Raw genomic sequence first — 14,384 nt, 5'->3', positions numbered from 1 at the left:
CTATACCCAGTCGTCGGAGGACAGCGTACGAAGCACCCTCGACAACATGTCGTCGGTCACGGTGACGGAGGCCTCCTGGGTCGACGCGACGTTGGTGCTGCCGAGATGTTCCGCGATGCCCCTCGCGGCGCGCGTGAGGAAGGGCGCCATGCGTTGCAGCCGCTGAACCGGCACCGCGCCGGTGAGAGAAAGGCCCGCGAACTCTCGGTCCGCGATTCGAATCGGGGCGGCGACGCTGGACAGGCCGACCGCAAGTTCCTGATCGTCGTAGGCGAGGCCGTGCCGGGATCTGATGCGCGCCAACTCCTGATGCAAGGTCGGGAGGTCGGCGATGGTCGCTGGAGTGCGCTTGGGAAGCGGATCGGCTAGCAGCGCGTCGACCGCCTCGGCGGGCAGCTGAGCCAACATGGCCTTGCCGAGTGCGCTGGCGTGCGCCGGGGTACTTCCGGCCACTCGCGTCGGTACCGGGACACCGGTTCCGCCCGAAATCTTGTCCAGGTAAACGACATCCGTCCCGAGCAGCACCCCGAGGTGCACCACCAGTGAGGTGTCGGCATGGAGCCGTTCGAGCACCGGCGACGCCACTCCGCGTAGCCCCGAATGATCGACCATGCGGCTCGCCGGGAGGGGCGAGGACGCGAGGCAGTAGCCGTCCGGCCCGTGCTGCAGCAGTCCGGCTGCGTGCAACTGCGTGAGGATGCGATGAGCGGACGAGCGTGGCAGTCCGGTGCGCGTGGCGACCTGGTCTAGGCGTAGCAGTTTGCCTGCTCGATCGAACGCGTTCAGGATCAGCGCGACCCGGTCGATCATCGACGTCGGTGCGTCGGATGCGTCGCCGCTCGTAGCTGTTTGCAAGACCATCTCCCGCACGGAAGTCGATGTCATCGAAGCGATTTCACTGTAGCCTCACCCGACCAGAAATCGGCCCCCGCTCCGGAGCGGGGGCCGACTCTGTATCTCGTCGCTACCTCACGCGGCGTCGCTCTTCGCGCTGTCAGCGGCGCCACCGGCATCCGCATCGGCATCGGGCTTGTCGGTGACGGAACTGGTGGCTTCGGACTCTGTGGTGGAGTCGTGCACCTCCTGAGTTGAGCCACTGTCGCGCTCACCAGGTACCGCTTCATCGTCCTTCACGGCATCCTTCGGATCGGTCGTGGTGACCTCGGCCGGGTCCGTCGTGGTGACCTTGGCGGGCTCGGTCGTCGTGGACTTGGAATTCGACTCGGAGCTCGGCTCGGTGGTCGTCGTGGACTTCGATGCCTCGACCGCCTGCGGCTTGGGTGCGGAACTCGGTTCGGGCTCGACGGTTCGGGCTGCGGTGGGACTGACCGTGCTGGTGGCCGCGAGCGTGGACGTCGACGCGGCTGGGGCGGGCGCGGACGCCGTTTCCAACTCCTGGATCACCTTCGCGTTCACCGCCCGGCCGAACTTGACGACCGAGAAGACCGCGTCGGCAACGCCCTGATTGATCGCCGTCAGGACCGTCCCGAGATTCCCCGTGGCGAACGCCGCGGAAACCTGTTGCGCGGTCGCCGCGAGTTGGCGCACCAGCGTCCGCACCTGGCGCTGCACCTCTGCACCCAGGGTGGGCTCGGGACTGAATGCCTGGCCGTTCCAATTCACCAACGTCCAGCCGTCCTCGGGGTTGCCCTCGATGACGACGTAGTCGGTGTTGCCCAACGGGGCGGTCCGCAGCAGGTTGATCTTCTGCTCCAGCGTGAGGTTCTGGGCGTTGATCATCGTCCAGAACATGATCGCGGCACCGTGCGAGAAGACCACGGGGTTGCGGTCCCCGTTGTCGTACATGTTCTGCAGAGCGCCGTCCATCCTGGCGTCGAACTCGTTGCCGTCGATCGAGCCAGGGATCCGGAGGTTCAGGTTGCCTTGAAATGCCCACGCCAGTGGGAACTTCGCATAGCCGTTGGCGGCGTTGGCTTCTGGAGTTCCTTCGAAGACGCCGGCCTCTACCTCCTGTAGGCCGGGTAGCACCGTGATCGGCAGGCGCAGGTACTGCGACATCGGCGCCGCGGTCAGCTGCGTGCGCACCATCGTCGATGCGTAGATGGCGTCGTAGTTGTTGTCGCCAAGCGTGCCCACGACGTCTTGCGCCTGCTGCTGGCCCAACGGGGTGAGCACGGGACCGGGCGTCGACGTGTCGATCAGCCCAGAGGCGTTGCCGGCTGACTGGCCGTGACGCACGAACGTCACCCTCATCAACTCGGCCGCGGCGGCCGGGACCGCCGCGCCGAAGAGGAGCGCGAGCGAGGTCAGCGCGACGGCCACGGTGCTCCACAGCCGTCGTGTTGCGTCAGATCGAGACGCAGCGTTCATTGAAGACTTCCTCCTGCTGGTGGGATGGACGCCTCACGGTGAACTTTGGGGGAACTGTGGACAACCTGTGATCCCGGTCACCGAGACACGTGTCCGACCGCCGACTTCTGCGTCAGGGTCGTGAAACGGCCGTCGGAACGACCCCCGTGCAGAAATCGACGGGGCATGCGGCCGCCGGGATCGGGGCGGCACGCGCCCCGGGGAACAATTCCGCGACGGCCTCCGTTGACCACTTCGACAACTTGAGTGAACTGGGCTCAAGTCTGGGTTGACTTACTTGGTCGGCCGGAGCAGACTTGCGCGCGGTCCACTCAGACCCGTTATACGTCTAACAGGAGGCAGTAACTATGGCTCGTGCGGTCGGAATCGACCTCGGGACCACCAACTCCGTCGTCGCCATCCTCGAAGGTGGCGACCCCGTCGTCGTGGCCAACTCGGAGGGCTCGCGCACCACGCCGTCGGTCGTCGCATTCGCGCGCAACGGCGAAGTGCTCGTGGGCCAGCCCGCGAAGAACCAGGCGGTCACCAACGTCGATCGCACCATCCGGTCGGTCAAGCGCCACATGGGCACCGACTGGTCGGTGGAGATCGACGGCAAGAACTACACCGCGCAGGAGATCAGCGCGCGCATTCTGATGAAGCTCAAGCGCGACGCCGAGTCCTACCTGGGTGAGGACATCACCGACGCGGTGATCACCGTGCCCGCGTACTTCAACGACGCCCAGCGCCAGGCCACCACGGAAGCCGGCCAGATCGCCGGCCTCAACGTGCTGCGCATCGTCAACGAGCCCACCGCGGCGGCGTTGGCCTACGGCCTGGACAAGGGCCAGAAGGAACAGACCATCCTGGTCTTCGACCTCGGTGGCGGCACGTTCGACGTCTCGCTGCTGGAGATCGGCGACGGTGTCGTCGAGGTCCGTGCCACGTCCGGTGACAACCACCTCGGTGGCGACGACTGGGACGACCGCATCGTCGAGTGGCTCGTCGACAAGTTCAAGGCCAGCGCGGGCATCGACCTGACCAAGGACAAGATGGCGATGCAGCGGCTGCGGGAAGCGGCCGAGAAGGCCAAGATCGAGCTCAGCTCGGGCCAGAGCACGTCCATCAACCTGCCGTACATCACGGTCGACGCCGACAAGAACCCGCTGTTCCTCGACGAGCAGCTGACCCGGGCCGAGTTCCAGAAGATCACGCAGGATCTGCTGGACCGCACCCGCAAGCCGTTCCAGTCGGTCATTGCCGACGCCAAGATCTCGGTCGGCGAGATCGATCACGTGGTCATGGTGGGTGGGTCCACCCGCATGCCCGCGGTGACCGAGCTGGTCAAGGAACTGACCGGTGGCAAGGAGCCCAACAAGGGCGTCAACCCCGACGAGGTCGTCGCCATGGGCGCCGCCCTTCAGGCTGGCGTGCTCAAGGGCGAGGTCAAGGACGTGCTGCTGCTCGACGTCACGCCGCTGTCACTGGGCATCGAGACCAAGGGTGGCGTGATGACCAAGCTCATCGAACGCAACACCACCATCCCGACCAAGCGGTCCGAGACGTTCACCACGGCCGACGACAACCAGCCGTCGGTGCAGATCCAGGTGTTCCAGGGTGAGCGCGAGGTCGCGTCGGCCAACAAGCTGCTCGGCAGCTTCGAGTTGACCGGCATCCCGCCCGCTCCGCGCGGCGTGCCCCAGATCGAGGTCACCTTCGACATCGATGCCAACGGCATCGTGCACGTCACGGCCAAGGACAAGGGCACCGGCAAGGAGAACACGATCAAGATCCAGGAGGGCTCCGGCCTGTCCAAGGAGGAGATCGACCGGATGATCAAGGACGCCGAGGCGCACGCCGAGGAGGACCGCAAGCGGCGCGAAGAGGCCGACGTCCGCAACCAGGCCGAGTCGCTGGTCTACCAGACGGAGAAGTTCGTCAAGGAGCAGCGTGAAGCCGAGGGTGGGTCGAAGGTCCCCGAGGACACGCTGACGAAGGTCGACGGCGCCATCGCCGAGGCCAAGACTGCGCTGGAAGGCAATGACATCGCGGCCATCAAGTCCGCGATGGAGAAGCTAGGCGTCGAGAGCCAGGCCCTCGGCCAGGCGATGTACGAGGCCGCGCAGGCCGAACAGCCCGGCGACGGTGGCGCGGCTTCCGGTCCGCGGGACGACGACGTGGTCGACGCGGAGGTCGTCGAGGACGACGAGGACGTCGAGGAGCGCAAGTGACTCAGGGAGATTCGCACGACGAGCCGGTGATCATCACCGACAAGCGGCGCATCGACCCCGACACCGGCGAGGTACGCGAGACCGCCTCCGGACCGGCCCGTAGCGGGCCGGCTCCGGCGGCGGCGCCGGAGTCCGATGAAGCCGCAGAACTCAAGGCCACCTTGCAGCGCGTCAAGGCCGAGTACGACAACTACCGCAAGCGGTCCATTCGGCAGGAGCAGGCCGCCGCCGATCGAGCCAAGGCCGGCGTCGTCATGCAACTGCTACCGGTGCTCGACGATCTGGACCGGGCGCGCAACCATGGCGACCTCGAATCGGGTCCGCTGAAGTCCGTGGCCGACAAGCTGGCCGCCGCACTCGAGGGAATCGGCGTGGTGTCCTTCGGCGTCGAGGGCGACCCCTTCGACCCGGACCGGCACGAGGCCGTGCAACACGAGGGCGACGGGGCGAATCCGGTGGTCGGGACCGTGATGCGACAGGGCTATCTGCTCGGCGAGCGGGTGCTACGGCATGCCATGGTCGGGGTCGTCGACGCCGTCGAGGAGCCCGACACGAACGGCGAAGTCAGTGGTGATGACGACATCGGCGGCGATGACGGCACAGAATCGGACTAGGGAACAACTCGTGAGTCTTGGTGAGGAGGTGACGCGGGATGGCCCAACGCGAATGGGTCGAGAAGGACTTCTACAAGGAGCTCGGCGTCTCCTCTGAGGCAACCGCGGACGAGATCAAGCGCGCAGCCCGAAAGCTGTTGGCGGAGAACCACCCCGACCGCAACCCGGGCAACTCCGTGGCCGAGGAACGGTACAAGGCCGTCTCCGAGGCCAAGGAAGTGCTCACGGACGCGACGAAGAAGAAGGAGTACGACGAGACCCGTCGGCTCTTCGCCAACGGTGGCTTCGGGCGCCGCTTCCCACCCGGCGGCGGCGGATTCAGCAGCGACACTGCGGACTTCAACCTGGGCGACCTGTTCGACCAGGCTGGCCAGACCGGCGGCGCCAACATCGGCGACCTGTTCGGCGGGCTTTTCGGACGCGGCGCGCAGCAGCCAAGGGCGACCCGCCCGCGTCGCGGCAACGACCTGGAGACCGAGACGGAACTGTCGTTCCTTGAGGCCACCAAGGGCGTCGCCATGCCGCTGCGGCTGACGAGTCCCGCGCCGTGCACCAACTGTCACGGCAGTGGAGCGCGTCCGGGCACCAGTCCGAAGGTGTGCGCGAACTGCAACGGCTCGGGCGTCATCAACCGCAATCAGGGGGCGTTCGGGTTCTCCGAACCGTGTACCGAGTGCCGGGGCAGCGGCTCGATCATCGAAGAGCCCTGCGACGAGTGCCGGGGCACCGGCGTGACCACCCGCACCCGCACCATCAACGTCCGGATACCACCGGGCGTCGAGGACGGCCAGCGCATCAGGTTGGCCGGTCAGGGTGAGGCGGGGCTGCGGGGCGCACCGTCGGGCGATCTGTACGTCACCGTGCACGTCCGGCCGGACAAGGTCTTCGGCCGCGACGGCGACGACCTGACCGTCAGCGTGCCCGTCAGCTTCCACGAACTCGCCTTGGGCACAACGCTTTCCGTGCCGACGCTGGAGGGCAAGGTCGGCGTTCGGGTGCCAAAGGGCACCAGCGACGGCCGCATCCTGCGGGTGCGTGGACGTGGCGTTCCCAAGCGCCACGGGGGCCACGGCGATCTGCTGGTCACCGTCAAGGTGGCGGTGCCGCCGAACCTCGAGGGCGAGTCCGCCGAGGCGCTCGAGGCCTACGCCAAGGCCGAGCGGGCCAGCGGGTTCGACCCGCGGGCGAACTGGGCGGGGGCGTGATCGTGGCCAAGCGGAACCATGACGAGGCCCGGACGTTTCTGATCTCGGTGGCCGCCGAACTGGCGGGTATGCACGCTCAGACGCTGCGGACCTATGACCGGCTCGGGCTGGTCAGTCCGCAGCGGACGTCGGGCGGCGGCAGGCGGTACTCGGAGCACGACGTCGACCTGCTGCGCGAGGTGCAGCGGCTGTCTCAGGACGAGGGTGTGAACCTCGCCGGGATCAAGCGCATCATCGAGCTCACCAACCAGGTGGAGGCGTTGCAGGCCAGGCTGGTCGAGCTCGCCAACGAACTCGACCGGGCGCGCGCCACGCAGCGCCGCGACGTCGCAGTGGTGCCCAAGAGCACCGCGCTGGTGGTGTGGCAGCCCACCGCTGGGCGTCGCCGCCGCCAGGGCGAGTGACGGGTTACGACACCTTGATGGAGAAGCGCGCCGTCTCGGGACTGCCCGCGACGGCGAAGCGGTAGTTGCCGCGGCGCAGCGCGTCGGTCGGAGCCGCCATCGGCTCGATGCCAATGACGTCGTCGTTGCGCGGCGCGAAGAGTTGAGCGGCCGGATAGCCCTTCTCGAACGCGACGTCGATGCGGTGGTCGGCGCCTGACAGCGTGAATACCGACCCGTCGCGCACCTTGTCGAATCCGTCGTCGTACTCGATGTTCTTGAGTGGTTCGGTGGTTCCGTTCCAGTCTTCGTGCTCGCCCGTCGGGATGCCCCAGTTGTCCACGGGCAGATGGCGCATGTCCGGCGTGGTGAGCAGCCACTCCTCGCGAGGCACGTCCGGGATCCGCAGGTACGGGTGGTAGCCGAAGCACAACGGCACCGACGCCGCGGTGGTCGGCATGACGGTGGTGGCGATGGTCAGCGTGCGATCCTCGAGCGTGACCTGCTGAGTCAGCACGTGTGGGAACGGGAACGACGCCAACAGCCGCGGCTTGCCGCCGTAGTCGAGCACCGCCGTCAACGAGTTCTCCGAGCGCTCGGTCACCAGCCAACCGGGGTACGCCCCGAGCACGCCGTGGATGGGGACGCCGTGCTGGTCGGTGCGGACGCCGCCGGTGCCCGCCGTGAGGGTGACGACGGCGCCGTTGATGCCATACTTGCTGGCGCTCAATCGATTTGCCCACGGATAGAGGATCGGTATGCCCATCGTCTTGCCGGACGTCACGTATGCGTCCAGGCCGCGGCGCTGGCCAAGGAACTCGACGCCGTCCTCGGCGAGCGAGGTTCCGATCATGCCTGCGACGGGAACGAACGTGGCCGTCATCGCCGACGAGGGATCTTTGAGCGTGACGGACTCGAACTCAGGCATGGTCGAATTCTGTCACGGTCAACTTGGAAGTGGATCGTGTTGTATTCGGTGCTCCTGCGCACCCTTGGAGATCAGCGCGGCCTTGGTGGCTTCGACCATTTCGGGTCCGCCGCAGATGAGTATTTGGCGGTCGCCCCAGTTGCCGTACCTCGTCACCACGTCGGGCAGCGTGCCGGATTGGCGTACGTGTAGGCCCCGTGGCGGCTCGGGATCCGGGTAGTCGCCTGCCCACGGTGGATTGGTCGAGTACTCCGTCACCGGCGTCACCGACAGCCACGGATTGGTGGATGCGAGCTGCCACAGCGTCGGAAGGTCGTAGAGGTCGCAGGGGAAGCGGCCGCCGAAGAACAAGTGCACGCGCGGATTCACCCCGTACCGGGTGAGATCCATGATCAGCGTGCGGAGCGGAGCCAGTCCGGTGCTTCCGGCGATCATCAGGACGTCGCCGCCGTCGCGGTCGACCTGCATGGCGCCGTGGGGGTTGGAGATGCGCCACCGGTCGCCGGGCTTGGTCTCGTCCACGATGGCCGGGCTGACCATCCCACCTGCGACGGAGCGGACGTGGAATTCGATCGAACCGCCGCGGTCGGCGGGGATCGAAGGGCTGAGGTAGCGCCACCGGCGCGGCCACTGCGGCACGTGCACGGTGACGTACTGACCGGGGTGGTAGTACAGCGGCCGATCGAGTTGCAGGCGGATCACCGAGACGTCGCGAGCGGCCCGGATGTGTTCGATGACCGTCCCGTCGCGGTAGGGCAGTCCCTTCTCGGCGTCGGCCGCTCCGCGCATCAGCCCGACGATCAGGTCCACCGCGTCGCGGGCGGTTGCGGCGAGGCGCTCGTCCCACTGGTCGGCGAAGTGGCTGCGAAGCGTGGTGTCCAGAGCGTCGCGCATGCTGTCGTAATGCTGTTGGGTAACACCGTATTTGCGATGATCGCGGCCCAACTGGGCGAGGAACGCGACCGGCTCGTCGGCGCGTTGGGCGATGAGCTCACCGAACAACCACGTCAGCGCGTGGGCGAAAGCCGCGCGCTGCTTCTCCATGTCGGGCGGGAAGAGGTCGCGCGCCGACGTGTCGATGGCGAACCAGCGGGTATAGAACCTGCTGATCAGTTCGGCCGAATCGCCGCCGTCGGGGTCGACCGCGGCGCGCAACGTCGCCAGTGCCTCACGGTCGTCGAGTCCCACGCCGTTCGAGTGTAGGCGGCGGAGATGTGCTGCCGGACCCGTAGTCCTACAGTCCGTGAATTCCCTTGTACAGCACCATCACACCAAGCACGACCAGGATGGCCGCGACGAGCACCGCGTGCTGGCGTTCCATCCAGTCCTTCACCCTCGTCAGCGCGGGGTCGAGCCGATCGCCGGAGACCGCGTACGCCAGGGTTGGCAGCGCAACCGTGGAGGCGGCGACCGCGACGTAGTAGGCGACGCCGAGAAAAGCCCCGGTCCGGCCCAGGCCTTCGGTGCCGATCGCCAAACCCGCTGCGAGACACATGAACAGCACCTTGGGGTTGACGACGACGAGGACCATGGCGGTGACGACCGCACGGGCTGGAGTGATCTTGGCGAAGCTGCTCATCCACTTCGGCGAGTGTTCCGAGCGCTTCCGAGTGAGCCACTTGTAGAGGCCGAACGCGATGAGGGCGATGCCGACGACGATGCGGACGTACGACGCCCACGGCGGTGGTTTGTCCAGCCCGCCACCGAGCAGGCCCGACACTTCGACGAAGACCTGGGTGAGCACCGCCAGCCCCACCACCCAGCCGACCAGGAAGGCCAGTCCCGTCGGCCTCGGCCGCGGCGTTTGGAGCACCAGCACCGCGGGAATGATCGACAGCGGTGAAAGTGCGACCACCAGGGCCAGGGGGATGAGTTCGGTCAGCATCGTTCGTCAAGTTAGCAAGCAAATCGGGCTAGTTGGCGAAGCCGGACTGAATTGACGGCATGGTGGATAGACTCCGGCCCAGTCGAGGTGGGGGGATCGTTCCATGAGCAGACCTGTCAGCGTCGTGCGCGTCGCCGTAGTGGGCGCCGCGATGGCGGTCGCGGTCATCGCGACACCGGCGACGGCCCAAGCGGACACGTGTGTCGACAGCGGCACCGGACTGCCGCTCGCGCTTGGGGCGCCGCCGTGCGCCGACGTGCTTGCGCAGGAGGCACGGTGGCTCACCGCGATCACGACCGGCGACGTGGCAACCGTGGAATCGATTCTCGGGCCGACGTTTCGACACGTGAACGCCGACGGCGAGGTATTCGACAGGGCCCAGGAGATCGCCGCCATGGAGCCGCTCGACCTCGCATTCAATGCATCCGACCAGATCGTCGACGTGTACGGGGACTCGGCGGTGATCCATGGCGTCAACACCGTGACGCAGGACGGCGAGGTGGTGGCCCGCGAGCGCTTCATCGACGTCTTCATCCTGCAGAACGGGGTATGGAAAGCGCTGACCGCGCAGGAGACCGTGGCCGACTAGCCCGTAAATTGGCGGATTCGACAATTGAAACCGTTCTCGCTGGGTAGCCTCCATTGGCCAGCAACGTTTGCTGGTATGGCCGCCAGGGGGCACCGTGACGTTGCGTCGTTTCAAATCCGTCCTTGCCGTCGTGTCCGTCGTGACGCTGACGGCGATGCTGACGAGTTGTTCGCCCCAGCAGAAGGTGGCGCCGCAACCCGAAGCCGGGGTGAACGCCGGACCCGAGGGCAAGCCCGCGCCCTTCCGTGAACCGGTTCGCCTCTCGAGTAAGGACGGCGTGCTCGAGGTCCGGCTGTCGGCCCGCCAGGGCACGGTCAACCTCGACACCGTCAAGGAGCCGGTGTCGAACTTCCTCGTCTTCGGCTACGAGGTGATCAAGGGCACCAGCTCGGACGGATCGACCAAGGCAGACGGCGTCTACCCCGCGCCGACCTTGCGCGTCGACCCCGGCGAACGGCTGATCATCCACTACGACAACGATTTACAAGGCCTTACGATCGACGACTTCAACGACCCCGCCTATGTTCCTGCTGGCGGTGACGTCCCGATCTATCCGCCCGTGCTCAGGGAGGCGCCGCTCAACCTGCACACCCACGGCTTGCACGTGAGCCCGTCCGGAAACGCCGACAACGTGCTGCTGTCGATTCCGGCCGGCATGGGCAACAGGTATGACTACGCCGTGCCGTCGAACATGCCGAACGGCCTGTACTGGTACCACAGCCATCGCCACACCGTGACCGCGCAACAGACGTACATGGGCCTGGCGGGCCTGTTGGAGATCGGTCGACCGGACGGCAACCTACCCCTGGTCACGCAGAACAAGATCCCCATTCGCGACATGGCGCTGCAGTACAACTTCGTCTTCGACCGGGCCAACGGCGGTCACCAACTGAACAACCCGTACTGGGAACAGTGGGTCAGCACGCTGAAGCCGCCGGAGGGCAATCAGCTCGCCGACGGTACGTACCAACCGAGCCTTGCCCCGGTGAACTTCTCGCAGTCCACCAAGGATGCCGAGTTCTTCACGAACTGGTACGCCGGGCCGCTGTCGGTCCACAACCACCGCGGCCAGAACCAGTTCGTCCCGCAGAATCTGCAGACCTTCACCAGTCCGTCGAAGACCATCCCGGCCGACCCGTCGCTGCCCGAGAACGAACGCGACGTGCAATTCACCATCAACGGCCAGTTCCAGCCGGAGCTCAAGCTCAAGCCGGGCCAGACCGAGATCTGGGTGTTCGCCAACATGAGCGACATCGCCTTCGTGCCACTGAGATTCACCGAGACGGCGACGGGCAACCACCCGAAGTTTGCGATCGTCGGACAGGACGGCAACCCCTACACCCAGGTGCAACGTCCCGTGGACGGCGACGGAACGTACCTCGAGATTCCGCCGGGGTCGCGCTACGCCATCGCGGTCACGATGCCGAAGTCCGGCGACCTCGTCGTCGAGATGCCGCCGGGTCAGGGCGTCAAGGGGATCTCCGAACCCGGTGTGCTGTATACCAACAACGGAACTAAGAACTCCCCGGCCGTACTGGGCACGGTCACGATCGACCCCAAGTACATCGCGGCGCGCGACGGCTTCTTTTCCTTCCCGACGCAGACCATGCTGAAGGTCACGCCCGATAGCGGCGAGGGGCAGACCACCGCATTCGAGCCGGGCCAGAACCTGGACGCCTACACGTCATTCGTGGACACCTCCGTGATGGAGCCCGACGTCAAGCGCGCACTCGACATCGGCGGTGGTTTCGGCAACAAGAAGGCCAGCAACAGCGATCCGAAGGCTTTCAACTACCAGTTCGACAACAACGTCTTTCCCAACATCCCGCTGATTCAGCCACGGCTGAACTCCGTCGAGGAATGGTCGTTCACCAACTACAACAACGACAGCCACCCGATCCACATTCACGTCAACGACTTTCAGGTACAGAAGGTCGTGAGCCCCATCATCGGTACCACCACCGGGGTGCAGCCGTTCGGCATCGACAATGCGAACGTGCCGCCGCCGGTGATCGACGCGGAAGAAAACCCGCTCGCTCCGGCGGCGCTGACGTTGCGCTCCGACTTCATCGAATATGCGGGCACTTACGTGGTGCACTGTCACCGCCTGAACCACGAGGACAACGGACTGATGGCGACCATCAACGTCATCCCCGAGGTGTCGACGTATGCGGTGGCGGTGCCAGGGTCCAAGGGTAAGCCGGCCACGGTCCGGGTACACGACGGCAACGGGGACAAGGTGATTGCGTTCGTCACACCGTTCCCTGGCTTCGAGGGCACCCCGAGCGTGGCGATGGCCGACGTGAACGGCGACATGATCCTGGACCTGGTGGTCGGCACCGGTGCCGGGGTGGACAACCAGGTCGTCGTCTATGACGGCAATGACTCGGCCCAGGGTCGATTCACGGCGGAGTTGGCCAGGTTCGCTCCGTTTGACGCCGGATTCCAGGGCGGCGTGAATGTCGCGGGCGCCGACATCGACGGAAATGCGTTGGCGGACAACGTCATCGTGGGCTCAGGCTCCGGCATCGACTCGCAGGTCAAGGTCTTCTCATCGACGCTGCCCAGCGAGCGGGGCAAGGCGCCGGACGTGTTCTCCAGCTTCACGCCGTATCCCGGCTCCAAGTCTGGCGTGGTGCTGGCGACCGGCATGGTGGAGCTCGGTTCGGGCCGCGAGACCATCGTCACGGCGCCGGGTCCGGGAGACGCGCCGTTGATCAAGACCTTCCGCTTCGACCTGTACACGCCGACCGAGCGGGCGCAGGCGAACGGCACCGTCCCCGAACACATCGGCAAGCCCAACGAACCGACGATGACGTCGAGCTTCCTGGCGTACGACGAGGGCTACACCGGCGGAGTGTCCCTGTCGACCGGCTGGGTTGCGGGTGTCGAGGGGGGTGCGAAGAGCATCGTCACCGGTCAGCTCGGTGGGTCCGGAACCGTGCGGGTGTGGTCGAACGGGTCGCGGCTGGACGGCTTCCCAGGCATGTACCTGGAGAGCCCCAACCATCACGACACCGACATCAAGTACACCCAGATCGCGTCGTTCGAACCGTTCACCGGCGGGGTGACGGTCGCGACCACCAGTACGACGAGTGGCGCGGATCTACTGGTGAGTGGTCAGGGTGCCGGCGGCGCCGAGGTGCGCAAACTCGCACTGGCGCGGCCGGATCCGGCCGCAACGACGGTGGCGCCCAAGGTGATCGTGACGCTGCCCGCGCTGCCAGGAGTAACCGGCCCGGCGCCGTTGGCGGGACGCTAGGGTAGGTGCCAGAACACCCTGGTCACCAGGTAAAAGACAATCACCCAGAACAGGTTGACCGCGACGACGGTGCCGATACCCTGCCAGTTCGTGCGGGCCTTTGGCACATCCGACGGTGGTCGCAGCCAGCGCTTGAGCAACGGATTCACGTAGTAGGGCATCACCAGGAAGCTGATGGCGAAGCTCGACAACAGGTTTCCGACGAGCATGCCAAGCCACAGCGGCATCTTCAGCGGGGACAGCAGAAGAGTCAGAATCACCACGGTCGGGTAGAGGCCAACCCATACCGCGATGGAGGTCTTGGTTTCCGACGGCGGCGGCGCCTGTTTGCCGTTCTCGTCGAACGCGAACCAGCTGCCGAACGAGTTGTCGATGGTGCGCGATCGGAATTCGGAGAACTTCTTGCCCTCGGCGAGTAACTGCTCGCGCTCCTTGGAGAGGAGCCATGTGTCGAGGTCGTCGGCATTCTCGAACCGGTAGAGCGCCGTCCATTCATCCTGGACGCCCTCCACCGGGCGGAACAATTCGGTGCCGCGGAAACCATTGAACTGGCTCTCCGCCAGGCGAAGTCGCTCCTGCCACGCGAGAAAATCAGCGACGTCGGCCGGGCTGACGCTGTGGGTGACGACTACGGTCACCAGCGGATCGGTGGGGCGTGCACCGCCACCGATGACCTGTTGAGTTCCCGGGCCGTCGACGAACGGTCTCCCTCGCTCGATCAGTCTCTGCCGGGTTGAGCTGTTGATCCAGGCCTGAACGTGGGCCACGGAGTCGAAGCGGTAGACCACGACCCAGTCCGACTGAACTGCGGTTGGTGGATTGATCTCGGCGGCAATGAATCCCGGGTACTTGGAGGACTCTCGGTTCATCCCCTGTTGCCAGGATTCGAACTCCTGCTCCTGTCCGGGCCGCACCTTCTGCCCGATGATGACCGTGGCCGCCGTGTCGGTGGTTTTCTTGGTGTCCATCTACTGGTC

The 14,384-nt window shown here is 66.0% G+C and carries 12 protein-coding genes; 6 read left to right on the top strand and 6 right to left on the bottom strand.

Going from position 1 to position 14,384, the window contains the following annotated elements; genetic code table 11:
- Together SLQ33_RS20525 and SLQ33_RS20520 are read right to left on the bottom strand one after the other, a co-directional pair.
- Entirely contained in the window at window positions 1-885 is an 885-nt protein-coding gene (locus SLQ33_RS20525; protein ID WP_319455712.1) for an IclR family transcriptional regulator, read from the bottom strand.
- 84 nt (window positions 886-969) lie between these two features.
- Window positions 970-2,283: a histidine phosphatase family protein gene (locus SLQ33_RS20520; protein ID WP_319455711.1), complete on the bottom strand. Its 1,314-nt coding sequence runs from the start codon at window positions 2,281-2,283 to the stop codon at window positions 970-972.
- Window positions 2,284-2,678: 395 nt separating this feature from the next.
- Here SLQ33_RS20520 and dnaK point away from each other — a divergent pair, with 395 nt between their 5' ends.
- The 4 genes from dnaK to SLQ33_RS20500 are packed head-to-tail and all read left to right on the top strand — an operon-like array spanning window position 2,679 to window position 6,764.
- Window positions 2,679-4,541, top strand: coding sequence for a molecular chaperone DnaK (gene dnaK, locus SLQ33_RS20515; RefSeq protein WP_319455710.1), 1,863 nt, complete (start codon window positions 2,679-2,681; stop codon window positions 4,539-4,541).
- Window positions 4,538-5,155 carry a nucleotide exchange factor GrpE gene (grpE, locus tag SLQ33_RS20510; protein WP_319455709.1) on the top strand — a complete coding sequence of 206 codons (618 nt, stop codon included), beginning with the start codon at window positions 4,538-4,540 and terminating at the stop codon, window positions 5,153-5,155. Before dnaK ends, grpE begins: the two co-directional genes overlap by 4 nt.
- Window positions 5,156-5,193: 38 nt before the next feature.
- Window positions 5,194-6,360 carry a molecular chaperone DnaJ gene (dnaJ, locus tag SLQ33_RS20505; RefSeq protein ID WP_319455708.1) on the top strand — a complete coding sequence of 389 codons (1,167 nt, stop codon included), beginning with the start codon at window positions 5,194-5,196 and terminating at the stop codon, window positions 6,358-6,360.
- A gap of 2 nt (window positions 6,361-6,362) precedes the next feature.
- Window positions 6,363-6,764 carry a heat shock protein transcriptional repressor HspR gene (locus tag SLQ33_RS20500; RefSeq protein WP_319455707.1) on the top strand — a complete coding sequence of 134 codons (402 nt, stop codon included), beginning with the start codon at window positions 6,363-6,365 and terminating at the stop codon, window positions 6,762-6,764.
- A 4-nt stretch (window positions 6,765-6,768) separates the two neighbouring features.
- Here the strand turns inward: SLQ33_RS20500 and SLQ33_RS20495 are convergent, their stop codons facing one another.
- From SLQ33_RS20495 to SLQ33_RS20485, 3 genes are read right to left on the bottom strand one after another with little or no spacing between them, the layout of a single operon-like run.
- Window positions 6,769-7,671, bottom strand: coding sequence for an aldose 1-epimerase (locus tag SLQ33_RS20495; RefSeq protein WP_319455706.1), 903 nt, complete (start codon window positions 7,669-7,671; stop codon window positions 6,769-6,771).
- 18 nt (window positions 7,672-7,689) lie between these two features.
- Window positions 7,690-8,859 (bottom strand): FAD-binding oxidoreductase, encoded by a 1,170-nt coding sequence (locus SLQ33_RS20490; RefSeq protein WP_319455705.1) that lies wholly within the window; start codon window positions 8,857-8,859, stop codon window positions 7,690-7,692.
- A 46-nt stretch (window positions 8,860-8,905) separates the two neighbouring features.
- Window positions 8,906-9,556, bottom strand: coding sequence for a GAP family protein (locus tag SLQ33_RS20485; protein WP_319455704.1), 651 nt, complete (start codon window positions 9,554-9,556; stop codon window positions 8,906-8,908).
- A 103-nt stretch (window positions 9,557-9,659) separates the two neighbouring features.
- Here SLQ33_RS20485 and SLQ33_RS20480 point away from each other — a divergent pair, with 103 nt between their 5' ends.
- Window positions 9,660-10,145: a nuclear transport factor 2 family protein gene (locus SLQ33_RS20480; protein WP_319455703.1), complete on the top strand. Its 486-nt coding sequence runs from the start codon at window positions 9,660-9,662 to the stop codon at window positions 10,143-10,145.
- A gap of 94 nt (window positions 10,146-10,239) precedes the next feature.
- Window positions 10,240-13,407, top strand: coding sequence for a multicopper oxidase domain-containing protein (locus SLQ33_RS20475; protein WP_319455702.1), 3,168 nt, complete (start codon window positions 10,240-10,242; stop codon window positions 13,405-13,407).
- On the opposite strand, the gene SLQ33_RS20470 is transcribed toward SLQ33_RS20475, so the two are convergent.
- A complete protein-coding gene (locus SLQ33_RS20470) occupies window positions 13,404-14,375 on the bottom strand; it encodes an antibiotic biosynthesis monooxygenase (RefSeq protein ID WP_319455701.1) in 972 nt (323 codons plus the stop codon). The two genes, SLQ33_RS20475 and SLQ33_RS20470, sit on opposite strands and share 4 nt — an antisense overlap.
- Window positions 14,376-14,384 lie beyond the last annotated feature (9 nt).

Origin of the sequence: Mycobacterium sp. RTGN6 (genome assembly GCF_033804605.1) — a bacterium.
GTDB lineage: Bacteria > Actinomycetota > Actinomycetes > Mycobacteriales > Mycobacteriaceae > Mycobacterium.
The sequence above is the reverse complement of the archived record's forward strand: the minus strand, read 5'-3'. Positions and strand labels throughout refer to the sequence as shown.

Coding starts and splice junctions, on each gene's coding strand:
- SLQ33_RS20525 (WP_319455712.1), bottom strand. CDS start 885: ATGACATCGACTTCCGTGCGGGAGATGGTCTTGCAAACAGCTACGAGC.
- dnaK (WP_319455710.1), top strand. CDS start 2,679: ATGGCTCGTGCGGTCGGAATCGACCTCGGGACCACCAACTCCGTCGTC.
- dnaJ (WP_319455708.1), top strand. CDS start 5,194: ATGGCCCAACGCGAATGGGTCGAGAAGGACTTCTACAAGGAGCTCGGC.
- SLQ33_RS20495 (WP_319455706.1), bottom strand. CDS start 7,671: ATGCCTGAGTTCGAGTCCGTCACGCTCAAAGATCCCTCGTCGGCGATG.
- SLQ33_RS20485 (WP_319455704.1), bottom strand. CDS start 9,556: ATGCTGACCGAACTCATCCCCCTGGCCCTGGTGGTCGCACTTTCACCG.
- SLQ33_RS20480 (WP_319455703.1), top strand. CDS start 9,660: ATGAGCAGACCTGTCAGCGTCGTGCGCGTCGCCGTAGTGGGCGCCGCG.
- SLQ33_RS20470 (WP_319455701.1), bottom strand. CDS start 14,375: ATGGACACCAAGAAAACCACCGACACGGCGGCCACGGTCATCATCGGG.